This window comes from Burkholderia sp. Bp9143 (assembly GCF_003853645.1).
GTDB lineage: Bacteria > Pseudomonadota > Gammaproteobacteria > Burkholderiales > Burkholderiaceae > Burkholderia.
In genome coordinates, this window is sequence record NZ_QTPO01000033.1 from 1 (window position 1) to 23,402 (window position 23,402).

Annotated in this window: 25 protein-coding genes; 9 read left to right on the top strand and 16 right to left on the bottom strand. The window is 67.0% G+C overall.

The genetic code is table 11. The features are described from left to right. Positions 1-589: 589 nt before the first annotated feature. Genes slmA through argB form a run of 3 tightly spaced genes read right to left on the bottom strand, consistent with a single transcriptional unit; the run spans position 590 to position 2,909 of the window. The gene (gene slmA / locus DIE23_RS23630; protein WP_124614355.1) at positions 590-1,255 is read right to left on the bottom strand and encodes a nucleoid occlusion factor SlmA; all 666 of its coding nucleotides are present in this window, start codon (positions 1,253-1,255) and stop codon (positions 590-592) included. Beyond that, a complete protein-coding gene (locus tag DIE23_RS23635) occupies positions 1,222-2,013 on the bottom strand; it encodes an HAD-IA family hydrolase (RefSeq protein ID WP_124614356.1) in 792 nt (263 codons plus the stop codon). Before DIE23_RS23635 ends, slmA begins: the two co-directional genes overlap by 34 nt. Then, positions 2,010-2,909 carry an acetylglutamate kinase gene (argB, locus tag DIE23_RS23640; protein ID WP_006490510.1) on the bottom strand — a complete coding sequence of 300 codons (900 nt, stop codon included), beginning with the start codon at positions 2,907-2,909 and terminating at the stop codon, positions 2,010-2,012. The genes DIE23_RS23635 and argB overlap by 4 nt, the downstream gene beginning before the upstream one ends. A gap of 306 nt (positions 2,910-3,215) precedes the next feature. Between argB and DIE23_RS23655 the strand changes: the two genes are divergently transcribed. The 3 genes from DIE23_RS23655 to DIE23_RS23665 all read left to right on the top strand — a co-directional run bounded on the left by DIE23_RS23655 (position 3,216) and on the right by DIE23_RS23665 (position 5,528). Next, positions 3,216-3,440: a cysteine-rich CWC family protein gene (locus DIE23_RS23655; protein WP_124614357.1), complete on the top strand. Its 225-nt coding sequence runs from the start codon at positions 3,216-3,218 to the stop codon at positions 3,438-3,440. 113 nt (positions 3,441-3,553) lie between these two features. Next, a complete protein-coding gene (locus DIE23_RS23660) occupies positions 3,554-4,972 on the top strand; it encodes an ATP-binding protein (RefSeq protein WP_124614358.1) in 1,419 nt (472 codons plus the stop codon). A 13-nt stretch (positions 4,973-4,985) separates the two neighbouring features. Beyond that, entirely contained in the window at positions 4,986-5,528 is a 543-nt protein-coding gene (locus tag DIE23_RS23665) for a response regulator transcription factor (RefSeq protein WP_044847841.1), read from the top strand. 83 nt (positions 5,529-5,611) lie between these two features. On the opposite strand, the gene hslU is transcribed toward DIE23_RS23665, so the two are convergent. The 8 genes from hslU to dapF form a co-directional block, all read right to left on the bottom strand. After that, positions 5,612-6,955, bottom strand: coding sequence for an ATP-dependent protease ATPase subunit HslU (hslU, locus tag DIE23_RS23670; protein ID WP_124614359.1), 1,344 nt, complete (start codon positions 6,953-6,955; stop codon positions 5,612-5,614). A gap of 10 nt (positions 6,956-6,965) precedes the next feature. Then, positions 6,966-7,502, bottom strand: coding sequence for an ATP-dependent protease subunit HslV (hslV, locus tag DIE23_RS23675; protein ID WP_006760749.1), 537 nt, complete (start codon positions 7,500-7,502; stop codon positions 6,966-6,968). Positions 7,503-7,750: 248 nt separating this feature from the next. Further along, positions 7,751-8,167, bottom strand: a complete 417-nt coding sequence (dksA, locus tag DIE23_RS23680) for an RNA polymerase-binding protein DksA (RefSeq protein WP_006477498.1) — start codon at positions 8,165-8,167, stop codon at positions 7,751-7,753. Between the two features lie 490 nt (positions 8,168-8,657). Next, positions 8,658-9,734 (bottom strand): GTP-binding protein, encoded by a 1,077-nt coding sequence (locus tag DIE23_RS23690; RefSeq protein WP_124614360.1) that lies wholly within the window; start codon positions 9,732-9,734, stop codon positions 8,658-8,660. Positions 9,735-9,933: 199 nt separating this feature from the next. After that, positions 9,934-11,148 carry a class I SAM-dependent rRNA methyltransferase gene (locus tag DIE23_RS23695; RefSeq protein WP_124614361.1) on the bottom strand — a complete coding sequence of 405 codons (1,215 nt, stop codon included), beginning with the start codon at positions 11,146-11,148 and terminating at the stop codon, positions 9,934-9,936. Positions 11,149-11,224: 76 nt separating this feature from the next. Then, entirely contained in the window at positions 11,225-12,145 is a 921-nt protein-coding gene (gene xerC, locus DIE23_RS23700; protein WP_124614362.1) for a tyrosine recombinase XerC, read from the bottom strand. A 10-nt stretch (positions 12,146-12,155) separates the two neighbouring features. Then, complete coding sequence (locus DIE23_RS23705) at positions 12,156-12,881, bottom strand: DUF484 family protein (protein ID WP_124614363.1); 726 nt, start codon at positions 12,879-12,881, stop codon at positions 12,156-12,158. Between the two features lie 37 nt (positions 12,882-12,918). Continuing rightward, the gene (gene dapF / locus DIE23_RS23710) at positions 12,919-13,788 is read right to left on the bottom strand and encodes a diaminopimelate epimerase (protein ID WP_124614364.1); all 870 of its coding nucleotides are present in this window, start codon (positions 13,786-13,788) and stop codon (positions 12,919-12,921) included. Positions 13,789-14,049: 261 nt separating this feature from the next. Between dapF and DIE23_RS23715 the strand changes: the two genes are divergently transcribed. Then, a complete protein-coding gene (locus DIE23_RS23715) occupies positions 14,050-14,319 on the top strand; it encodes a HigA family addiction module antitoxin (RefSeq protein WP_124614365.1) in 270 nt (89 codons plus the stop codon). Between the two features lie 21 nt (positions 14,320-14,340). On the opposite strand, the gene DIE23_RS23720 is transcribed toward DIE23_RS23715, so the two are convergent. Beyond that, positions 14,341-15,225 carry a lipid A biosynthesis lauroyl acyltransferase gene (locus tag DIE23_RS23720; RefSeq protein ID WP_124614366.1) on the bottom strand — a complete coding sequence of 295 codons (885 nt, stop codon included), beginning with the start codon at positions 15,223-15,225 and terminating at the stop codon, positions 14,341-14,343. A 264-nt stretch (positions 15,226-15,489) separates the two neighbouring features. On the opposite strand from DIE23_RS23720, the gene metK reads away from it, so the two are divergent. Beyond that, positions 15,490-16,677, top strand: coding sequence for a methionine adenosyltransferase (gene metK / locus DIE23_RS23725; RefSeq protein WP_059468609.1), 1,188 nt, complete (start codon positions 15,490-15,492; stop codon positions 16,675-16,677). A gap of 117 nt (positions 16,678-16,794) precedes the next feature. Here the strand turns inward: metK and DIE23_RS23730 are convergent, their stop codons facing one another. Next, the gene (locus DIE23_RS23730; RefSeq protein WP_124614367.1) at positions 16,795-17,136 is read right to left on the bottom strand and encodes a hypothetical protein; all 342 of its coding nucleotides are present in this window, start codon (positions 17,134-17,136) and stop codon (positions 16,795-16,797) included. 353 nt (positions 17,137-17,489) lie between these two features. Between DIE23_RS23730 and DIE23_RS23735 the strand changes: the two genes are divergently transcribed. Beyond that, positions 17,490-18,263 carry a phytanoyl-CoA dioxygenase family protein gene (locus tag DIE23_RS23735; protein WP_124614368.1) on the top strand — a complete coding sequence of 258 codons (774 nt, stop codon included), beginning with the start codon at positions 17,490-17,492 and terminating at the stop codon, positions 18,261-18,263. A gap of 155 nt (positions 18,264-18,418) precedes the next feature. On the opposite strand, the gene DIE23_RS23740 is transcribed toward DIE23_RS23735, so the two are convergent. After that, a complete protein-coding gene (locus tag DIE23_RS23740; protein WP_124614369.1) occupies positions 18,419-18,625 on the bottom strand; it encodes a DUF3185 family protein in 207 nt (68 codons plus the stop codon). A 184-nt stretch (positions 18,626-18,809) separates the two neighbouring features. Between DIE23_RS23740 and mgrA the strand changes: the two genes are divergently transcribed. Next, a complete protein-coding gene (mgrA, locus tag DIE23_RS23745; protein WP_124614370.1) occupies positions 18,810-19,853 on the top strand; it encodes an L-glyceraldehyde 3-phosphate reductase in 1,044 nt (347 codons plus the stop codon). A 117-nt stretch (positions 19,854-19,970) separates the two neighbouring features. Here the strand turns inward: mgrA and DIE23_RS23750 are convergent, their stop codons facing one another. Beyond that, a complete protein-coding gene (locus tag DIE23_RS23750) occupies positions 19,971-20,156 on the bottom strand; it encodes a hypothetical protein (protein WP_014895742.1) in 186 nt (61 codons plus the stop codon). 301 nt (positions 20,157-20,457) lie between these two features. Next, positions 20,458-21,339, bottom strand: coding sequence for a DMT family transporter (locus tag DIE23_RS23755; RefSeq protein ID WP_124614371.1), 882 nt, complete (start codon positions 21,337-21,339; stop codon positions 20,458-20,460). Positions 21,340-22,053: 714 nt separating this feature from the next. Here DIE23_RS23755 and DIE23_RS23770 point away from each other — a divergent pair. Together DIE23_RS23770 and DIE23_RS23775 are read left to right on the top strand one after the other, a co-directional pair. Then, entirely contained in the window at positions 22,054-22,266 is a 213-nt protein-coding gene (locus DIE23_RS23770; RefSeq protein ID WP_006753011.1) for a hypothetical protein, read from the top strand. Between the two features lie 49 nt (positions 22,267-22,315). Then, positions 22,316-23,347 (top strand): serine/threonine protein kinase, encoded by a 1,032-nt coding sequence (locus DIE23_RS23775; RefSeq protein ID WP_124614374.1) that lies wholly within the window; start codon positions 22,316-22,318, stop codon positions 23,345-23,347. Positions 23,348-23,402 lie beyond the last annotated feature (55 nt).

Sequence of the window (23,402 nt, forward strand, 5' to 3'; positions counted from 1 at the left end):
CTCGTCGGCAACTATTTCGCCTTCGCGGTGCTTGCCTGCGCCTTTGGGCCGCTGGTGAGAATGTGAACAGGACCTAGTAAGAGCCTCGCGTCGAAAGACGACGCACGGACGTTTCCATCGCGCTGTCGCGCATCGCTGCTACGGGGCGGCAGCAGCTGCGGGAAACAGGTGATATTGTTGCGAAGTAAGCCATTCGAAAGAATGGGACGATGTCCAAGTTGAATGGTTTTCTCGTAGGTCAAGTACTAAATTTCTTTCAAGAATCGTCAGAGGCCCGTGACGCGTACGCCGCACACACGTGCCAGGACGTTGCGGGAGCGTCGCAAGGATCGAGAGACCGTCTGATGGATGCGGCGCGCTTCGACGGCCGGTTCAGTTAGGGATGTATTGAGGACGTCGAAGCAATGGAGGCGTGCGCGGGATATGAACCCCGTGCCGATTCAGGCCGTCGATCCCGCGGGCGCGGACAGGCGAGTCATGCCGTGTGCAACGGCGAGCGTGGAGTCGGCGCTTGCACGTCGACGATGTCGCCACGCGTGTGCGACGCTCGACGGCGCGCTCGCGGGCACGCACGTCGCCGTCTCGAGCGTTACTGCAGGATCAACCGCAAATGCGCATCGGCCTGCTCGGCGGGCGGCTTCTGGAACCCGCCCTTCGCGAAGCGGTGCCACCGGCCGATCACATAGCTGACAAGCAGGCTCGCGCGGGCAGCGGGATCGTAGTCGGCCGGTAGCGCGAACGGCGCCGCGCCGTCCTGCGGCGCGTTGGCTTCCGTGCGCGCGACCCGCAGGCATTGCTTGACGGTCGCCTCGATGCGGTCGAGCAGCTGGTTCACGCGTTCGGTGAGCCGCTCGTCCTCGCCGACCAGCGCCTCGCCAGTCAGCACGCGCGTCATCCCAGGGTTCTTCGCGGCGAAATTGAGCATGGTCAGCGCGATCGTGCGTGCCTGCAGCACGCCGTTCGGCTCCTTCGCGACGATCTGGTTGACGAGTCCGAACAGTGCCTGCTCGATGAATTCGATCAGCCCCTCGTACATCTTCGCCTTGCTGGTGAAGTGTCGGTACAGCGCGGCTTCCGACACGTCGAGCCGGGCCGCGAGCGCGGCGGTCGTGATTTTCTCGGGCTTGGGCGCCTCGAGCATCGCGGCGAGCGTCTGGAGGATCATCACGCGCCGCTCGCCCGGCTTCGGGCGCGGGCGGGACGGTGTGGCCTGGTCTTCCGTTACGGATTGGTCCTGCGGGTAAGTCGGCTGCATTTCTGTCGCCCCGATCGTGTGCCCAGTCGGAGCGATTTTAACGAACGAATGCGCTGATCGACATAATGCGGACGGCCGATGTTCGGCAGATGGCCTGGCAGATGGCCGGTGATCCATACGGTGCCGATGCCGAGGCGCTTGTAGCGCTTCAGGTGGCTGCGGGTGTCTTCGACGAGGATCGCGTCGGCGAGCCGCGCATGCGCGCCGCGCAAAATCCGGCGCAGCATCGCGTGGTCGGGCTTCGCGCGCCAGGTGCGGCGGTCGCGCATGTGCTCGATCGCGATCACGCGCTCGAACAGCCGCTCGATGCGCAGCTCGCGCAGCACCGCGCGCGCATAGTTCTCGGGCGCGTTGGTCAGCACGAACTTGCGGCCCGGCAGCGCGGCGACGATGCGCGCGAGGCCGCGCTCGGCGCGCAGCATCGCGGGCAGGTCGGTAAACGTGTGGACGACCCGCAGGAAGTCGTGAGGATCGATCGGATGATGGCGCGTGAGGCCGAGGAGCGCGGCGCCGTAGCGCTGCGTGTAGCCGGTGCGCAGACGGTCGGCTTCGGCGCGCCCGACGTGGAGTGTGTCGATGATGTACTGCGTCATCGCGCGGTTGATCTCCGGAAAGATCGCGTGCGATGCGTGGTGCAGCGTGTTGTCGAGATCGAACAGCCAGACGGGCGCGCCGGCGCGCGGCCGGCTGCGGGAGCTGCGCCGGCGTCGCAGCGACGCCGGCAGGTCGGGGCGGGAGGGTGGGCGGCGCGCGCTCAATGCGAGCGGATCATCGTGCCGAACGGCTGCTCGGTCAGGATTTCCAGCAGCACCGAGTGCTCGATCCGGCCGTCGACGATGTGCACCGACTTCACGCCGCTCTTCGCCGCGTCGAGCGCCGACGAGATCTTCGGCAGCATGCCGCCCGAGATCGTGCCGTCCTCGAACAGCGCGTCGATCTCGCGCGCGGACAGGTCGGTCAGCAGGTTGCCGTCCTTGTCCATCACGCCGGGGATGTTGGTCATCATCAGCAGCTTCTCGGCGTTCAGCACGGTCGCGAGCTTGCCGGCGACGAGGTCGGCATTGATGTTGTACGACAGGCCATCCTCGCCGAAGCCGATCGGCGAGATCACCGGGATGAACGCGTCATCCTGCAGCGCCTTCACGACCGCCGGGTTGATCGCCTCGACTTCGCCGACCTGGCCGATATCGATGTACTGGCCCGGGTTGTCGCGGTCCGGCATCAGCAGCTTGCGCGCGTGGATCAGGCCGCCGTCCTTGCCCGTCAGGCCCACCGCGTGGCCGCCGAAGTGGTTGATCAGCATCACGATGTCCTGCTGCACTTCGCCGCCCAGCACCCACTCGACGACTTCCATCGTTTCTTCGTCGGTGACGCGCATGCCCTGGATGAAGGTGCCGGCCTTGCCGATCTTCTTCAGTGCGTGATCGATCTGCGGACCGCCGCCGTGGACGATCACCGGATTGATGCCGACCAGTTTCAGCAGGATCACGTCGCGTGCGAAGCCCTGCTTGAGCCGCTCTTCCGTCATCGCGTTGCCGCCGTATTTGATCACCACGGTCTTGCCGTGGTAACGGCGGATGTACGGCAGCGCCTCGGCGAGGATTTCTGCCTTCAGCGTGGGGGCGATCTGCGAGAGGTCGATGGGCTCGGACATGGCGGCGGCTCTGGCTGGGAACGGTTGAAACAGGGCGAATTGTACAGGAGTGGCGCAGCGCAGCATCGGGTTTTTGGGCTGGCCGGACGGCGGATCGCGCGGGTCCCGCGCCGCGCGCGGCGGCCCGCCGGCCGTGGTGCCGGACCCTGCGCCGGGCCCTGCGGCAGCGGTGCGGGCGGGGCGGCGCCCGGCGTGTGCGGCGGTGTCGGCGGCACGCATCGGCCGGACGGCCGACGTGCAAAATCCGTGCGTCGCGCTATGCTTGTCGCGTAGGGTGACGTTCATGCCCGCTTTCGCGCTTTCGCCATGACCGATTCCGCCGCCGACGCCCGTTCGACCCCGCGCCGCGCGCGTTGCCCGCACTGCGGGCGCGGCTTCGACTGCGGCGCCCGCACGCAGCCGTTCGAGTGCTGGTGCGCGTCGATGCCGACCGTGCCCGGCGGCGCGCCGCCTGCGGCCGGTACGCGCTGCCGCTGCCCGGAGTGCCTCGCCGACGAGATCGCGCAGCGCATGGCCGGCGCGGCTGGCTGACGGTGCAGGCCCGTGCAACCGGACGAGCCACCGGCTCGCCCCGGCGGTCCATTGATCCTTCCCGATCCGGCCCCCGGTAGAGGCCCCGGGTGCTAAACGGGTAAACTGCTCGGATGCAACGAATCACCACCACCGGGCGCGTCAACCTCAGTCACCTGTTCTGGCTGCGCAATCTTGCGATCATCGGCCAGCTCGTGACGATCGGCGTCGTGCAGACCTATTTCGGCGTGCACCTGCCGTTGCCGGCGATGCTGATGGTCATCGCGCTCGAAATCGTTTTCAACGCGCTGACCTGGGTGCGCGTGCTGCGCGCGCGGCCCGAGACCAATTTCGAGCTGCTCGGCCAGCTGTGGGTCGATCTCGGCGCGCTGTCGGCGCTGCTGTTCCTGTCGGGCGGCACGACCAACCCGTTCGTGTCGCTGTACCTGCCGTCGCTCGCCATCGCGGCGGCCGTGCTGCCGTGGCATCTGATGATCTGGCTCGCGGCATTCGCGGTCGCGTGCTACGCGGCGCTCGGTTTCGATTCGGTGCCGCTCAACATGGACAACCCGGCGAACCTGTTCGACTACTACCGCACCGGGATGTGGGCGAACTTCATGGTCAGCGTCGGGCTGATCGCGTGGTTCGTCGCGCGCATGTCGAACGCGCTGCGCCAGCGCGACTCGGCGCTCGGCGAAGCGCAGGCGCACCTGCTGCGCGACGAGCGGGCGGTCGCGCTCGGCGTGCAGGCCGCCACCGTCGCGCACGAGATGGGCACGCCGCTGTCGACGATCGCGATGCTCGCGGAGGAGCTGCGCGACGCGGCGCGCGCTGATCCGGGGCTCGCGCGCTACGAAGCCGACCTGAAGGTGCTGGAAGAACAGATGACGCTCTGCACGTCGGCGCTGGCGCGCCTGCGCAGCCGTGCGAGCGCGCCGGCGAGCCGCCAGCCGGTGGACGACTGGCTCGACACGTTCGTCGAGCACTGGCGCCTGCGGCATCCGCATGTGCAGTTTGAATTGCTCGGCGCGCGTCCGTCGGGCGTCGGGCTCGACGACACGGTCGCGGCCGGCCAGATCCTGACGATCCTGCTCGACAACGCCGCGCGGGCGAGCCCGCATCGCGTGACGCTGGCCGCGAAGCTCGCGCACAACGAGCGGGCGGCCGACCGGATCGAATTCGAAGTATGCGACGACGGCCCCGGTATTCCGGCCGCGTTGCGCGAATCGCTCGGCGCGATGCCGGTCGACAGCACGCAGGGCGGGCACGGGGTCGGCCTGTATCTTGCGTTCAGCGCGGCCGTGCGCCTCGGCGGCGAGATCGAGCTGTCCGATGTCACGCCGCGCACGGCGGGCGGCAACGGGCGCGCCGGTGGCGGCGCGAACGGTCACGCCGCTGCCGCGTCGGGCCAGCGCGCGACCGAACGAGCGGTAGCCGCGCCGGACGGCCGCCCGGCCGGCCGCCCGGCCGGTGCGCCGGGCCGCGGCACGCGCGCGGTGCTGCGCCTGCCGGTGGCGCGCATCGCGGCGCCGGCCGCCTCAACCAACACGTAGACGGAGAAACCACATGAGCGAGAACAATTTCCTGGTGATCGACGACAACGAGGTGTTCGCGGGCACGCTCGCGCGCGGCCTCGAGCGCCGCGGCTATGCGGTCCAGCAGGCGCACGACAAGGAGGCGGCGCTGCGGCTCGCGGCCGGCGGCAAGTTCCAGTTCATCACCGTCGACCTGCATCTCGGCGACGATTCGGGCCTGAGCCTGATCGCGCCGTTGTGCGACCTGCAGCCCGACGCGCGGATTCTCGTGCTGACCGGCTACGCGAGCATCGCGACTGCCGTGCAGGCCGTGAAGGAGGGCGCCGACAACTATCTCGCGAAGCCTGCGAACATCGAGTCGATCCTGGCCGCGCTGCAGACCAACGCGAGCGAAGTGCAGGCCGACGAGGCGCTCGAGAATCCGGTCGTGCTGTCGGTCGACCGCCTCGAATGGGAGCACATCCAGCGCGTGCTCGCGGAGAACAACAACAACATCTCGGCAACCGCGCGCGCACTGAACATGCACCGCCGCACGCTGCAGCGCAAGCTCGCGAAGAAGCCGGTGCGCCAGTAAGCGGCGCGGCGGCATCGGCCGGCCGCATCAAAGAAAACGGGCGGCCCGCCGGGCCGCCCGTTTCGCATCCGACGCCGCGCGCGTTACAGCACGTAGCGCGACAGGTCTTCGTCCTGCGACACTTCGCCGAGCGCGCGGTCGACATACTTCGCGTCGATCGTCACGCGCTCGCCGGCATGGTTGCCGGCCGAGAACGACACTTCCTCGAGCAGTTTCTCGATCACCGTGTACAGCCGGCGCGCACCGATGTTCTCGGTCTTCTCGTTGACCGCATACGCGATCTCGGCGAGGCGGCGGATGCCGTCTTCGGCGAACTCGAGCTGCACGTCTTCGGTAGCGAGCAGCGCCTGATACTGCTTGACGAGGCTCGCGTCGGTCGCGACGAGGATCGCCTCGAAATCCTTCACCGATAGCGAGTCGAGCTCGACGCGGATCGGGAAGCGGCCCTGCAGTTCGGGAATCAGGTCGCTCGGCTTCGCGAGGTGGAACGCGCCGCTCGCGATGAACAGGATGTGATCGGTCTTCACCATCCCGTACTTCGTGTTGACCGTCGTGCCTTCGACGAGCGGCAGCAGGTCGCGCTGCACGCCCTGGCGCGACACTTCGCCGCCGCTGCCTTCGTTGTTGCGCGACGTGATCTTGTCGATCTCGTCGAGGAACACGATGCCGTTCTGCTCGACGTTCTGCACGGCCTTCGTCTTCACTTCCTCGTCGTTGAGCATCTTGGCCGCTTCCTCGTCGGTCAGCAGCTTCAACGCTTCCTTGATCTTCACCTTGCGGCGCTGCTTCTTGCCGCTGCCGAGGTTCGAGAACATCGAGCGGATCTGCTCGGTCATCTCTTCCATCCCCGGCGGCGCCATGATGTCCATGCCCACCGACGGCTGCTCGATATCGAGCTCGACTTCCTTGTCGTCGAGCTGGCCTTCGCGCAGGCGCTTGCGGAAGGTCTGGCGCGTCGCGTTGTTGTCGTCGTTCGCGTGTTCGGCATTGCCGCCGAAGCCCACCGCGCGCGGTTGCGGCAGCAGGATGTCGAGGATGCGGTCTTCCGCCTGGTCGGTCGCCTTGCTGCGCACCTTGCGCATCTCGGATTCGCGCGTCTGCTTGACCGAGATCTCGATCAGGTCGCGCACGATGCTGTCGACGTCGCGGCCGACGTAACCGACTTCGGTGAACTTGGTCGCTTCGATCTTGATGAACGGTGCGTCGGCGAGCTTCGCGAGGCGGCGCGCGATTTCGGTCTTGCCGACGCCCGTCGGCCCGATCATCAGGATGTTCTTCGGCGTGATTTCCTGGCGCAGCGGGTCGGCGACCTGCTGGCGGCGCCAGCGGTTGCGCAGCGCGACCGCGACGGCCTTCTTCGCGTTGGCCTGGCCGATGATGTGCTTGTCGAGTTCCGAGACGATCTCGGCAGGGGTCATGGTGCTCATGGGGCGGTCCTTACTCGATCGTTTCGATGATGCGGTTGTGGTTCGTGTAGATGCACATGTCGCCGGCGATCTCGAGCGACTTCTCGACGATCTCGCGCGGGGACAGCTCGGTGTTCTCCGCGAGCGCGCGGGCCGCGGCCTGCGCATAGGCGCCGCCCGAACCGATCGCGCAGATGCCGCCTTCCGGGTCGAGCACGTCGCCGTTGCCGGTGATCACGAGCGTGGTGGTGGCATCGGCCGTGATCAGCATCGCCTCGAGGCGGCGCAGCATCCGGTCGGTGCGCCAGTCCTTCGCGAGCTCGACGGCCGCGCGGGTCAGGTTGCCCTGGTGCTTCTCGAGCTTCGCCTCGAAGCGATCGAGCAGCGAGAACGCATCGGCGGTGCCGCCCGCGAATCCGACCAGTACCTGGTTGTTGTAGATCCGCCGCACTTTCCGCGCGCCACCCTTCATGACGATGTTGCCGAGGGTTACCTGGCCGTCGCCGCCGAGCGCGACCTTGTCGCCGCGCCGGACCGAAACGATGGTCGTGCCGTGAAATTGCTCCATCTGCGTTCCTTGAGAAAAACGGGGAAGAGTCGGGCGGCGCGGGGCGCCGCCGCGTGAATCGCAGTGCGCCGGGGAGCGGCCCGGCGCGCGTCCGTTTCATTTTAGGGCGGGCGCCGGGATATCAAGAGGGGGATGCAAATCGCCGGCCGGCCGGGAACCGGTGCCGGAAAAGGTGCCGGAAAAACAAAAAGCGCGCGGCAGGCCGCGCGCTTTCGGGAAGCAGCGTGTCGGAGCGGAACGCCGCTCGATCAGTCGCCGAACAGCTTCTGGCGCAGCTCGCGGCGCTCTTGCGCCTCGAGCGACAGCGTGGCCGTCGGGCGCGCGAGCAGGCGCGGGATGCCGATCGGTTCGCCGGTTTCCTCGCACCAGCCGTAATCGCCGGAGTCGATGCGGGCGAGCGACTGCTGAACCTTCTTGAGGAGCTTGCGTTCGCGATCGCGCGTACGCAGTTCGAGCGCGTGCTCTTCCTCGATCGTCGCGCGATCGGCGGGATCGGGCACGATCACCGTCTCGCGCAGGTTCTCGGTCGTCTGGCCTGCGTTCTTGAGGATGTCCGCCTGCAACTGTTCGAGCCGATTTTTGAAGAAGGCGAGCTGATCCTCATTCATGTAATCCTTGTCGCTCATCTTCAGGATTTCGGCTTCGGTCAAGAGTTTCTTCGTCATCTGCTTGCTTCTTCAATGTGCGGCAAATCAAGAGATAGTGCCTGCACTTTGGGATTACCCGCAACTGCGCTTGCAATCATTTGCGATTTGCCGCCGCGGGGCCGAAAGCCTCTGGAAAACCGGTTCTCAAATACCAGGATAGGCCTGGCGCGGATTTGCGCGCGCGGCGAACCGGTGCTGCGCGGCAGATCGCATCGGCCGCGGCCGGGTGGCGGATGGGCGATCCGGCGCGGTTGCGATGCCCGGGTAATGGTTCAGCAAGAACCGGGCCTGTTATTGCCGTACTCCAGCGGGCACGTATTGTAACTGAATCGCAAGCGGGCGCCGTATCGGGTCGATCCCCGTCGGCTGCGCCAATATCTAGAAAATATAACGCGCAAATCGCGAAAAAGCGATGACGGCGAAACCCTGCCCGGAAAAGGCACCGCGCAAGCGCCGCGGCCGCCCGCGAAGGCGGCCGCACGGAAGGCGCGCGACGCCAGCCGAACGCTCAGGCGAGGCAGGCGTCGAGGCCGTCGGTGATCAGGTCCTGCGGCAGGTCGACGCCGATGAACACCATCTTGTTGGTCTTCTTCTCGACCGGCAGCCACTTCGCGGCGAGGTCGCTGCCCATCATCTGGTGCACGCCCTGGAACACGACCTTGCGGTCGACGCCCTTCATGTACAGCACGCCCTTGTAGCGCAGCATCCGTTCGCCGTAGATCTGCAGGATGCCACCGAGGAAGTCCTCCAGCTTGTTCGGGTCGAACGGGCGATCGTTGCGGTACACGAACGACTTGATCTTGTCGTCGTGGTGCGCGTGGTGGTGGCCATGTTCGTGATCGTGCGCGCATTGACCGTGATCGTGGTCGCAATTCGCGTGATCGTGGTCATGGTCATGGTCGTGATCGTGGTGATGGTGCGCGTGGTCGTCCTCGGCGAGGAAGTCCGGGTCGATCTCGAGCTTCGCGTTCAGGTTGAAGCCGCGCAGGTCGAAGATTTCCTTGATGTCGGCTTCGCCGAAGTTGACAACCTTGATCGTCGCCTTCGGGTTCATGTGCATCAGGCGGTGCTTGAGGTCGGCCACCGTCTGGTCGTCGACCAGGTCCGACTTCGTGATGAACAGGCGATCGGCGAAGCCGACCTGGCGCTGCACCACTTCGTGTTCGTCGAGCTGCGCGTTCGCATGCTTCGCGTCGACCAGCGTGATGACCGCGTCGAGCAGGAAATCGTCGGCGATCTCGCTGTCGATGAAGAAGGTCTGCGCGACGGGGCCCGGATTCGCGAGGCCGGTCGTTTCGATCACGATGCGGTCGAAGTCGAGCTTGCCTTCGCGCTTCTTCGCGGCCAGATCGCCGAGCGCGCGTGCGAGGTCGCCGCGGATCGTGCAGCAGATGCAGCCGTTGCTCATCTGGATGATCTGCTCGTTCGTGTCCTGAACGAGGATCTCGTTGTCGATGTTCTCTTCGCCGAACTCGTTCTCGATCACGGCGATCTTCATGCCGTGCTGTTCGTTCAGGATGCGCTTGAGCAGCGTCGTCTTGCCGCTGCCGAGGAAGCCGGTGAGGATGGTGACGGGAGAGGCCATGTCGGTCGCCTGTGGTTCGTGAATCGGGGTCAAAACCAGGATGTGTGCGTCGCGCCGTCGACTCGCGAGCCGGGGCGCACAACCATCCATTGAAACATACCTGTCAAGCCCTCGCCCGTCGTCCGGACGACAGGCTCGAGCGCGGGGCCGCCAGCGGGGACGGGCCGGCGGACGCGGGTGTGCGCGTAGATCGGGGCGATCAGACGATTTGCAACAGCAGGCCCTTCAGATATTCGCCTTCCGGGAACGCGGCGAGCAGCGGGTGATCGACGCCCGCGCCGAGGCGTTTCAGGATCCGCGCGTCGACCTTCGCGTCGGCGGCCGCGCCCGCGACGATCTTCTGGAACAGGTCCATGTCGATCGCGCCCGAGCACGAGTACGTGAACAGCAGGCCGCCCGGACGCAGCAGCCTGAAGCCGCTCAGGTTGATGTCCTTGTACGCGCGTGACGCGCGGTCGACGCTGTCGCGGGTCGGCGCGAACTTCGGCGGATCGAGCACGATCAGGTCGAAACGCTCGCCTTCGTCGACGAGGCGGCGCAGCGTCTTGAACGCGTCCGCGTCGAGCCAGGTCGCGCGTTCGGCATCGAAGCCGTTCGCCACGACGTTCTGCTGCGCGAGCGCGAGCGCGTCGCCCGACGAGTCGATCGACACGACACGTTTCGCGCCGCCCTTGAGTGCCGCGAGCGAGAAGCCGCCGGTGTAGCAGAAGCAGTTGAGCACGTCACGGCCGTCCGCGTATTGCGCGACGAGCGCGCGGTTGTCGCGCTGGTCGACGTAGAAACCCGTCTTGTGACCGTTCGGCACGTCGACGTGATAACGCACGCCGTTTTCGTTTGCGATCAGCGTCGCGGGCGGCGCGTCGCCGGCGAGCACGCCGGTCGTCTGCGCGAGCCCTTCCTTGTCGCGGATCGACACGTCCGAGCGTTCGTACACGTTCGGGCAGCCGGTCGCGCCGCTGAGCGCCGCGACGATCGCGTCCTTCCACGCTTCGACGCCCGCGGCCATGAACTGGCACACGAGCTGGCCGCGCGGCGCGGCGCCCGGTTCGGCCGTGTCCGCGATGTAGTAGTCGACGATCAGCCCCGGCAGCCCGTCGGCTTCGCCGAACACGAGCCGCACCGCGCCCGTGCCCGACACCATCGTCGTGCGGTGCGCGACCGCGCGCTGCACGCGGCGCTTGAAGAAGGCGTGATCGATCGGCTCGTTCTCGTCGAAGCTCCAGACGCGCACGCGGATCTGCGACTGCGGGCTGTACGCGCCGCGTGCGAGGAAGCGGCCGTCGTGCGCGCGCACGACGACGGTCGCGCCGGGGGCGGGCGTACCGTCGACGCGGTCGATCGCATTGGCATAGATCCACGGATGTCGGCGCAGCAGCGATTTTTCCTTGGACGGTCTGAGTGTGACGGTTTGCATGATCGGATCGAAAGGGGCCGCGGACGGCGCCGGCCGTTGCCGGCCACCGCGCGCGGTGGGTGTTGCGGGACGCGCGTCAGTCGCGCTTCTTCGCGCGCGGATGCGCGCTGTCGTAAATTTTCGCGAGATGCTGGAAGTCGAGCGACGTGTAGACCTGCGTCGCGGCGACGCTCGCGTGGCCCAGCAGTTCCTGCACCGCACGCAGGTCGCCGCTCGACTGCAGCACATGCGTCGCGAACGAATGGCGCAGCACGTGCGGGTGGACGTTGGCGGGGATGCCGGCGGTCAGCGCCGCGCGCTTCACGCGGTCGCGCACGACACCCGGCGCCATCCGGTTGCCGCGCACGGACACGAACAGCGGATGCGGATCGTGCTTCACGAATTCGTCGCGCACCGCGAGCCACGCATTCAGCGCCTCGATCGCCTTGCGGCCGACTGGCACCTTGCGTTCCTTGTTGCCCTTGCCGCGCACGGTGACCTCGGCTTCGGCAAGATCGAGCCAGCCGGCCGAGCGGTAGCCGTCGGCCTGCGTGTACATGACGTCGAGCCCAACCAGTTCGGCTAGGCGCAGCCCGGACGAATAGAACAGCTCGAGGATGGCGTGATCGCGGATGCCCTCGGTCGTGCCGGCGAGCGGCGCGTCCATCAGCGCCGATGCGTCGTCGACCGACAGTGCCTTCGGCAGAGTCTTCGGGCGCTTCGGCGCGCGCACCGCGGCGACGGGGTTCGCGGGCATCTCGATGCGCTGCGCGAGCCAGCGGTAGAACGCGCGCCACGAGGACAGCCGGTGCGAGATCGAGCGCGCGGACAGCCCGCCCGCATGCGCGCGCGCGACCGCGCCGCGCATGTCGGCGGCCGTCAGTGCGTCGAGCGGGCGGCCGGCGGCAAGCTTCTTCAGTTCGTCGAGTTCGTGCGTGTACGCACGCAGCGTGTGTTCCGACAGCTGCCTGACGTGCTTCAGGTTCGACAGGTAGGCGGCAATCGGATCGTCGGTCACGAGTGCGACATCAGTGCGGCAGCAGGCGCGTGAGCGCGGCGCTCGCAAGCGTCGCGATCTGCGCGAGGAAGTCGGTCGCCATGCCGTCGTGGAAGCGGCGCGGATCGGGCGAGCCGAGCACGAGCAGGCCGAACGCGGGCGCATCGGTGCCGGCGAGCGGCGTGCGCAGCGCGAGCAGCGCGACCGACGTGGCCGAGCCGTCGCCGGCCGGCGAGGCTTCGGCGCCTTCCGCCGCATTCGCGGCCGGTGCCGCGAGCGCGGGCGCGAGCCACTGGGCGGCTTCGAATCCGGTGTTCGCGCCGCAGTACGGCGTCGACAGCCCGTTCGTGAACAGGCGTACTTCCTCGCCGACCTGGCGCGCGAAATCGGCCTGCGCGTAGGTGTCGGCGACGTCCCACACGCGCAGCGCCGTTTGCGGCACGTCGAACACGTCGGCGATGCCTTCGGCGATCGTGCGTGGCAGCGCGTAGGGGTCGCGTTCCGCGATCACACGCGCGGTCCAGCGGCTGAACTTCGCGGACAGGCTGTCGTTCTCGTGCCCGTAGCGCACGAGCTCGGCGAGCCGGCGCTCGAGATGCTTGTTCTTGTCGCGCAGCATCTCCATCTGCCGCTCCTGCAGCGAGATCGCGGCCTTGCCGTGCGGGTTCGCGAGACGGATCGTCGCGAGCAGTTCCGCGTGTTGCGCGAAGAATTCGGGATTGGCGAGCAGGTAGTCGGCGACTTCGCGATCGTTCATGTGGCTGGAGCGTTCAGTTATCAAGGACGTTGCAGGGTCAGACGTTCAGGTCGATCTCGCCTTCGAACACGGTCGCGGCGGGCCCGGACATCATCAGCGCGGCGGCTTCGTCGCGCGCGCCGCCCCAGCCGATCGTCAGCGTGCCGCCGTGCGTGTGCACGGTCACCGGCGAATCGAGCAGGCCGCGCCGGATGCCCGCCGCGACCGCCGCGCACGCGCCGGTGCCGCACGCAAGCGTCTCGCCCGCGCCGCGTTCGTACACGCGCAGCTTCACCTCGTTGCGCGACACGATCTGCATGAAGCCGGCGTTTACGCGCTCCGGGAAGCGGGCGTGGCGCTCGATCAGCGGGCCTTCGTCGAGCACGGGATACGCTTCGGTATCGTCGACCACCTGCACCGCGTGCGGGTTGCCCATCGACACCGTCGAGATCCAGCGCGTGTGGCCGCCGACGTCGAGCGGCCACAGCGTGTCGTTGCCTTCCGTGCGGCCGTCGAGCCCCGAGGCGTCGAACGGCACCTGCGACGGCGCGAACACGGGCGCGCCCATGTCGACGACGACTTCGCCGTTGTCCTGCATCGTCAGCGTGATCAGGCCCTTCATCACCTGTACGCGCACGCTGTGCTTGTCGGTCAGGCCGCGGTCGCTGACGAACTTCACGAAGCAGCGCGCGCCGTTGCCGCAGTGTTCGACTTCGCCGCCGTCGCAATTGAAGATCCGGTACTTGAAATCCGCGCCCTCGACGGTCGGTTTCTCGACGAGCAGCAACTGGTCGGCGCCGATGCCGAAGTGTCGGTTGGCGAGCGCGCGCACCTGCGCCTCGGTGAGCGGCGGCAACGCGCGCGAATAGCTGTCGAGCACGACGAAGTCGTTGCCCGCGCCGTGCATCTTGGTGAACGAGAGTTTCACTGGGTTCGGAATTCCATGGCGAACAGGACGGCCGGCACGACGGACGCGGTGTGCCGCCATGCCGGGCGTCGTCGTTCGTCGTGCTGATCTCAACCGCAAATGATACATGCAGCCGACAAGGGCGTCCTGCGCGGGCGGGGCGCCGCGCGTCGCTTGAGTGTCGGATCGGAACGATGTCGGCCGATCGGCTGACGGGTTGCGCGGACAGTGAGTGGGCAGATTGAGGCGGTGCGATATGACGAGCGTTGCCAGGGCAGGTGAATCCGGTGGCGTGCGCTCCACCGGCCGGCGCTCGGTCTGACCGTCACCGAAGCCGCCGCGCAGCTCGGCGTCACGCGCGCGGCGCTGTCGCGCATCCTGCGCGGCCACGCCGGCATCTCGCCTGAAATGGCGCTGCGTCTCGAAGCGTGGCTGGGCGAGGAAAACGGCGGGAAGGCGGATCCGTGGCTCGCGCAGCAGTCGGCCTACGATCTCTGGCAGGCACGCGCGAAAGGCGCGCCGAAGGTGGCGAGGGTGCAGGCGCGCATCTGACGGCGCGCCCGCGGGTTCGACTCAGTAGAGGCTCGGCTCGCCGGGCGGGCGCGTCTTGAAGCGCTTGTGCACCCAGTAATACTGTTCGGGCATCAGCGGAATCTGCTCCTCGAGGAATTCGTTCATCCGCCGCGCATCGAGATCGTCGTCGCCGGTCGGGTAATTGGCCCACGGCTTGAAGACCTTCAGCCGATAGCCCTTGTAGTTCGGCAGCACCTCGCCGATAAAGGGCAGGACTTGCGCGTGGCCAGTCTTTGCGAACCGGCCGACAGCCGTCAGCGTGCAGGCGGGTACACCGAAGAAGGGCACGAACGTCGAGTTGCGCAGCCCGTAGTCCATGTCGGCGCCGAGCATCACGGGCTTGCGGTCGCGCAGCCACCGCAACACGGTTCGCGCGCTGTCGGCGCGGCTCGCCAGTTCCGCGCCGAAGCGGCTGCGGCCGGCCTTGGCTGCGGCTTCGATTGCCGGGCTCTTCATCGGCGTGTAGAGCGAGCCGCACGTACGGCCGAGTGCGAGGTTGATTGCCATGGAACCGGCCTCGATGCCGACGAAATGGAAGCCGAGCAAGAGGGTCGGCGGCATGTCCGGATCGCTGAGGTCAACCTCGCTCTCGACCGTAAACAGCTTGCGGTATGCCTGCTCCGACGCGAACCACTGGTAGCTGCGCTCGACGTAGCTGCGGATCGCGTGGCGGAAATGCAGGCCCGCGACTTCCTCGCGCCGTTCGTCGCTCCAGTCGGGGAAGCAGAGTTTCAGATTGATATGTACGATGCGCTTTCGCCGGCTGGGAATCTGGTACAGCAGCCAGCCGAGGCCGTCGCCGAACCGTGCGGTCAAACCGTACGGCAGCAGGGCGAGCAGCTTCAGCAAGCCGATGGCGAGGTGCGTGCCGAGGCGGCCTAGCATGCGGAATCTCCGTGGGGCCGGCTGGCCGGCACGTTGCGAACAGGGGGGGAGGACAGCGGACGATGCAGCACGGGTGGCGCTCTGTGACAATTCACGAAAGCCGCTATAATACGGGCTTCGCCGAGTTAACTGACAACTTGCGGGGCGAAGCCGGCTGGCGCGAAGCGCGCTGCCCGGTCCTGGTAATCCGCTAAAGCGTCGCCGCTTCAGGCCCAACGAAGCTGGCTACGTGAAACCAACCGTAACCACACAGGAGCCTGAAAAGTGGCAAACGATTATCTCTTCACGTCCGAATCCGTCTCCGAAGGCCATCCGGACAAGGTCGCGGACCAAATCTCGGACGCGATTCTCGACGCCATCCTCGAGCAGGACAAATATTCCCGCGTTGCGGCCGAAACGCTGTGCAACACGGGTCTTGTCGTTCTGGCCGGTGAAATCACCACGACGGCCAACATCGATTACATCCAGATCGCGCGCGACACCATCAAGCGCATCGGCTACGACAACACCGAGTACGGCATCGACTACAAGGGTTGCGCGGTGCTCGTCGCGTACGACAAGCAGTCGCCGGACATCGCGCAAGGCGTCGATCGCGCGCATGACGACAACCTCGATCAAGGCGCGGGCGACCAAGGCCTGATGTTCGGTTACGCATGTGACGAAACGCCGGAACTGATGCCGCTGCCGATCTACCTGTCGCACCGTCTCGTCGAGCGTCAGGCGAGCCTGCGCCGCGACGGCCGCCTGCAGTGGCTGCGTCCGGACGCGAAGTCGCAGGTCACGGTCCGCTACGTCGACGGCCGCCCGGATTCGATCGACACCGTCGTGCTGTCGACGCAGCATGCACCGGACATCGAACTGCCGGCGCTGCGCGAAGCCGTGATCGAGGAAATCATCAAGCCGACGCTGCCGGCCGACCTGATCAAGGGCGACATCAAGTTCCTGGTGAACCCGACCGGCCGGTTCGTGATCGGCGGCCCGCAGGGCGACTGCGGCCTGACGGGCCGCAAGATCATCGTCGATACCTACGGCGGTGCCGCACCGCACGGCGGTGGCGCGTTCTCGGGCAAGGATCCGTCGAAGGTCGACCGTTCGGCAGCGTATGCCGGCCGTTACGTCGCGAAGAACATCGTCGCGGCAGGCCTCGCATCGCGCGCGCTGATCCAGGTGTCGTACGCGATCGGCGTTGCCGAGCCGACCTCGGTGATGGTCAACACGTTCGGCACGGGCCGCGTGTCGGATGCGGTGATCACGAAGCTCGTGCGCGAGCATTTCGACCTGCGCCCGAAGGGCATCATCAAGATGCTCGACCTGCTGCGCCCGATCTACGAGAAGACGGCCGCTTACGGCCACTTCGGCCGCGAAGAGCCGGAATTCTCGTGGGAAGCGACCGACAAGGCACTCGCACTGGCCGAAGCGGCCGGCGTGGAGCCGACGGCACGCGTCGCGTAAGCGTCGTCTGCCTGAAACGAAAAACCCCGGCATGCCGGGGTTTTTTTATGCGCGTCGAGCGCCAGCGAGATGCCGGCGTCGCGACGATCGCGGCGGGCATTGCCCGCCAGCGCGGCGTCAGCGTGCGCCGAACCCGAACCAGCCGTTGCTCGCCGCGAGGCGGCGCGGGCGGTTGACGCGGCGCTGCGGGCCCAGCGTGCGGCGCAGCGCGAGCGCGCGCAGCGACGACGGCTTCTGCAGCAGCGAGCGCAGGCCGGCGCGGCGTGCGAACGTCTGCGCGCTCATCATCGAGAAGAACGCGTGGAACCACGCGCGGATGCCGTCCAGCCGGCTGTGCGCATGCGTGTGCTCGGCGAGCGCCTGCGTGCGGGCACGGTGATGGCGCAGCGGGCGGGCGGGAGCGGACGGCACGACGCGCTTCGCAGCGCGGCTGAGACGGGAAGTCAGACGGAATGGCATGTGAACGATGCTTCGCTTGTATGGATGGCGCCCTTGAAGAGCACACTGGTATGAACGGCCTCGGATGGCGCAACGGATCTTACCGAAAGTCGTCGCGCGCCGCGCCCGCCAGAATTGACAGGCCGCGACAGGCTACAAGGGTTTCATGACTGGCAAAAGTCGCGATAAACCCTTGTGCCGCAAGCGTGTCGCCGCATACCGCCTGTCGCTGAGGCTCGCGGCGCGCCGCACAGTTCCCTTGCGCCAGATCAAATCGGCGATTGGCATGCCCCTGCGCACGACAATGGCGCTGTTCGCGGCATCCGGCGCCGATTTACAATCGTCACATTCACACAATAAACGTTTGGCATCCCATGTCGTCTCCATTGCAGTCGGAATCGATCCGCGCGCAAGTCGCGGAATTGCGCGAACGCGGCTTCGTCGTCGCGCGCGGCCTCGTCGGCGAAGCGCAGTGCGCGGCGCTCAAGCAGATCGCGGAGCGCCAGTTGCAGGAAGCAGCGGAGCCGATCGAGTTCGAGGCGGATTTGCGCTACCCGGGCGCGCCCGAGTCGAAGCATGCGCCGGGCGGTCATACGGTGCGGCGGCTGCTGGACGCCTACACGCGCGATCCGGCGTTCGCCGAGCGCGCGATCGCACCCGAAATCGGCGCATGGATGCGCGAATACTTCGGCGAGCAGCCCGTGCTGTCGCGCGCGCATCACAACTGCATGATGACGAAGCACCCTGCGTACGGCAGCCTGACGGGCTGGCATCGCGATTTCCGCTACTGGTCGTTCGAACGCGCGGACATGGTGTCGGTCTGGCTCGCGCTCGGGCCGGAAACGAATGAAAACGGCGCGCTCTGGCTGGTGCCGGGCTCGCACACGGCTGAATTCGGGCCGGAAGCGTTCGACGATGCGAAGTTCTTCCGCGGCGACCTGCCGGAGAACCGCAAGATGATCGACGCGGCAACCTGCCCGCCGCTGCAGACCGGCGACGTCGTGTTCTTCCACTGCAACACGCTGCACTCGGCGGGGCAGAATCGCTCCGACCAGGTGAAGTTCTCGCTCGTGTACACGTATCACGGCGTGAGCAACCGGCCGGTGCCGGGCACGCGTTCGGCGGCGAAGCCGGAAGTGCAGTTCTAGCAGCGGTTCGGACGGCGATGCGGCCGTATCGGTTGCCCGATGCGGCACGGTGGCCGCGCGAGCGGATGAACAAACGGGCGGCCTGGGCCGCCCGTTGCGTTTTGCGCGGCCCGCATCGCGCGATGCGGGCCGTCGTGATTCGCGCGGCTGCGCGATCAGCGCTTGTTGGCCGGCATCGCGAGGCCGATCAGGCCGATCAGCAAGGCGACGGCGCCGCCGGCGATCAGGAGGATCGTCTTCGTGGCGGGCGAGCCGGTGAAGAAGCGCGACACGTTGTCGTTGATCGAATGGAACGACTGGCCGCCGAAATACAGCAGCACGACGCCGCCGACGAGCAGCGCAACCGAGATGACCCGGGACATACCAACCTCGCTGTAACGGTGATTCGAGACGCCGCAGTGTAGGCGACGGGCGCGGCCGCGTCCATTGCCGTGCGCGCTTCGGCCGCGTTCGCTACCATAACCGTCGTATGTTTCCTTCGCCGCCGGCGCGCGATGTTCGCGCGCGGCGCGTGTCCCTTCCCTGACGTCCTGACGGAACCGACTCATGGCCTACGAAGCAGCTTCCGAACGTTATGCCGACATGCAATACCGCACCTGCGGCAAATCCGGGCTCAAATTGCCCGCCCTGTCGCTCGGCCTGTGGCACAACTTCGGCGACTCGACGCCGATCGCGACGCAGCGTGACATCCTGCGCACCGCGTTCGACCTCGGCATCAATCACTTCGACCTCGCGAACAACTACGGGCCGCCATACGGGAGCGCCGAAACCAACTTCGGCCGGCTGCTGAAGGAAGATTTCCGGCCGTATCGCGACGAACTGCTGATCTCGACGAAGGCCGGCTGGGACATGTGGCCGGGGCCGTACGGAAGTGGCGGCGGGTCGCGCAAGTACGTGCTCGCGAGCCTCGACCAGAGCCTGCAGCGAATGGGCCTCGACTATGTCGACATCTTCTATTCGCACCGCTTCGACGCACACACGCCGCTCGAGGAAACCGCCGGCGCGCTCGCATCGGCCGTGCAGCAGGGCAAGGCGCTGTACATCGGCATCTCGTCGTATTCGGCCGCGAAGACCCGCGAGATGGCCGAACTGCTCGCGCAATACAAGGTGCCGCTGCTGATCCACCAACCGTCGTACAACATGCTGAACCGCTGGATCGAGCAGGACCTGCTCGGCACGCTCGACGACATCGGCACGGGCAGCATCGCGTTCACGCCGCTCGCGCAGGGGCTGCTGACGTCGAAATACCTGAACGGCGTGCCGGCCGATGCGCGCGTGAACAAGCTGGGCGGCGGATCGCTGAAGCAGGATCACCTGAGCGCGGACAACCTCGAGCACGTGCGCAAGCTCAACGGCATCGCGGAGCGGCGCGGGCAGAGCCTCGCGCAGATGGCGCTCGCGTGGGTGTTGCGCAACGGCCGCGTGACGTCCGCACTGATCGGCGCGAGCCGTGCGGAGCAGGTGCGCGAAAACGTCGGCGCGCTGAAGAACCTCGAATTCTCGGCGGACGAACTCGCGGAGATCGATCGCTACGCGACCGAAGGCGGCATCAATCTGTGGGAAAAGCCGTCCACCGATCAGGCGATCTGACCGGCAGCAAGGACAGTCGATACGGGATGCGAACTATCGTGTGCCGTATCGCGGCGCACACACAAGCCGTCACGTCGCCGCCATGCAGCGATGTGACCGGCGCGCACCGACGCTTCGCTAGAGCAGCGCAGGGAGGCCTTCGACGAGCAATACCGCCACGCCGACGCCGAGGATGACGCCGAGCACGCGCAGCAGGTTGTGGCGGAATTCGGTTGCGCACGGCACCGCGCCGAGAAATAGCGCTCCGGCCAGCGCCATCGGAATCAACAGGATGAAGTCGCCGATCGTGAAATAGGTCGTCATGCGTGTCTCCATAGTCGGCCGGAACAGGCGCACACGCGTCTTCCAGCCCCATGCCGGGCATTTCTCATGTTGGGCCGACCCGATTGCGAGCGGGGCGGACAGTTCGAGTATAGGCAACCTCGCCGCGTTTTTCGCTATCCGAACCATTAAAAGTATGCGGAAAACCCCCGGGATTCCACATCTTTCCCGCGAATTGGACGAATGCCTTGCGCAAGTCTTTCTCATTCCTTTCGATTTGCGCGGAAACGTCGTACGTGTTCGATACGGGCCGCCGCACCCGCGGGTGCGGCGGCCCGTCCGCTTACGCGCGATCCGGTTGCGCGCGAACGGCCGGCGTGCGGAACACGAGCGCGAGCCCCGCGACGATCGCCCCCATGCCGGCGAGCGCGAGCGGTTCGGGCCGGTTGCCGAGCCAGACCGCGTCCATCAGCGTGGTGACGACGGGCACGAGATAGAACAGGCTCGTCACATTGACGAGATCGCCGCGTTGCATCAACCGGTAGAACAGGAGCTGAGCGATCACCGAGATCACGATGCCGAGCCACAGCAGCGGCACGACGAACGCCCAGCCGATCTCGAGCGAGATCGGCCGGAACGGCAGGATCGCCACGCACAGCGCGAGGCCGATCGCGTTCTGCAGCGGCAGCACGTCGGCAGGCGCCGCACGCACGCGCTTTTGCAGCAGCGAGCCGGCGGTCAGCGCGACGAGCGCCGTGAGCGCGCAGGCGACGCCCATGATCGGCAGGCCGGCACCGCCCACGCCGCGGCACACGACGAGCGCGAGGCCGGCGAGCGACAGCCCGAGCCCGGCGATACGCGTCGGCTGCCAGCGCCGCTCGACGATCGCGAGGGTGAGGATCGGCTGTACGCCGAGGATCGTCGCGAGCACGCCCGGTGCGATCCCGCGGTCGAGCGCGAGCAGGTAGAAGATCGAATAGCCGCCCATCATCAGCAGGCCGGTCAGCGCGGCCATGCGCCGCTCGCCGCGCGGCGGCAGCCAGCGCCCGCGCACCACGGCCAGCACGAGCAGCACGAGTGACGCGAGCGCGAATCGTGCGGTGAGAAAGACGAACGCGGATGCGTGACGCAGACCGAGTTCAGCGAAGATCGCGCCGCTGCTCCACAGCAAGACGAAGAGCGACGTCACGCCATGCGCGGCGAGCGCGCGTTTGAACGAAACCATGTGAATCCACCTGTCGAACGGATCGAAACGTTCCATGTCGCGCGCGCGGGAACGCGCCGTGCGTGATCACGCACGAACGGCCGCAAACGGGCGAATGGAAAACGGAAAACGAGAGCCGGCTGGTCAGCCGACGCGTGCCGCCGGCGGGGGCGGCGCGGCGCCGACGAGCGGCGGTGCGACAGGAGGAGGGAGGACCGACGGATGCGCGCACGCCTGCGGCCGCGAGTCGAACTGCGGCCGGGATTTTGCGAGAGCGGACGTGAGCGGATGCATCGTGTCGAAATGCGATTGAACGCGAATGAACGTCAAAGGTAACGCAAGGCGGCCATCCCGCGCAACCACTGTCGGCCGCGAGCCGCTGCCGCGCGCTCGAGCGTCACGCACGTGAAGTCTCCTGACGACCGGGCAAAGGGCAGACGATACGCCCGTGATGCAATTCGCGTGCGCGCCGCGCGTGTGGCCGGATTCGGCGGACAGTCACATTCGACAGGGTATGATGGGGGTATCCGCTCGTGCAAGCGCACGCGCGGCGCAGTGGTTGATTGGAGACATTCGACGAATTCGCGGCACTTCGCCTGCTTCTTCTTCTTTTCGCGCTTCGATAAACCGTGAACAATGGGATCACGCGCAACACCCCGACGAGGGCGGCGCGGATCGTGCATTTGCCGGCTCGCCAGCGAACCGGGTTTCAAGTTTCAAGAGTGGGGAACCATCATGCATGTCGGGTCGATTGTCTGCACTACCCATATCGCGGTGCCGAAGGGCGCGCGCGGCATCGTTCAGCGCCTTCTGGGCGACATGGCCATGGTGACCTGGTACGCGGGCGTGCCGGGCGAGTCGAAGGAACTCAACACCGAGCCGTTCTTTCTCGAGGACCTGATCGACACCGGCGAATCCGTGCTGCCGGCCGGCGCCGCGATCCACTGAGTGCGCGTGCCGCACCGGGCGCTCGTGTTTCGGCGCGGCTGACGGCACAATGCGGGGCATGAAAGACGACACTTCCGCCCCCGCAGCTCCCGCCGGCCCGCCGTTCGCCGGCCTCACGCCCGAGTGCGTGCTCGACGCGCTCGACAGCGTGCTGATGCCGGCCGGGCTGCGTACCGACGGGCGCCTGCTCGCCCTCAACAGCTACGAAAACCGCGTCTACCAGGTCGGCATCGAAGACGGCCCGCCCGTCGTCGCGAAGTTCTACCGGCCGGCGCGCTGGTCGGACGACGCGATCCTGGAAGAACACGCGTTCGTCGCCGAACTCGCCGCGCGCGAGATTCCGGCGGTGCCCGCGCGTGTGTTCGACGGCCGCACGCTGCACGCGTTCGACGGCTTCCGCTTCTCGATCTTCGAGCGGCGCGGCGGCCGCGCACCCGATCTCGACCGCAGCGACACGCTCGAATGGCTCGGCCGCTTCATCGGCCGGATTCACGCGGTCGGCGCGACCCAGCCGTATGTCGCGCGTCCGGTGCTCGACATCCGCACGTTCGGCTACGAGCCGCGCGACTACCTGCTCGCGCACGATTTCATTCCCGACGATGTGCGGCCCGCCTACGAAACGGCGGTGACGCTCGCGCTCGAAGGCGTCGAGGCCGCGTTCGAGCGTGCGGGCGAGATTCGCCTGCTGCGCACGCACGGCGACTGCCATCCGAGCAACGTGCTGTGGACCGACGCGGGCCCGCATTTCGTCGACTTCGACGACAGCCGGATGGCGCCCGCGGTCCAGGATTTGTGGCTGCTGCTGCCCGGCGATCGCGAAGGCGCGTCGCGTGCGCTCGCGGATCTGCTCGCCGGTTATGAGGACTTCTGCGAATTCGAGCCGCGCGAGCTGCATCTGGTCGAAGCGCTGCGCACGCTGCGCTTGATCCACTACGCGGCGTGGCTTGCGCGCCGCTGGGACGATCCGGCGTTTCCCGCCGCATTCCCGTGGTTCAACACGCATCGCTACTGGGAGGCACGCGTGCTCGAACTGCGCGAACAGATCGGCGCGATGCAGGAAGGGCCGCTCTGGCCCGTGTGACGGCACGCGCGGCAGCGTCGCCGCGCGGCATGTTCGAGTGGGCCGCCGCGCGCGG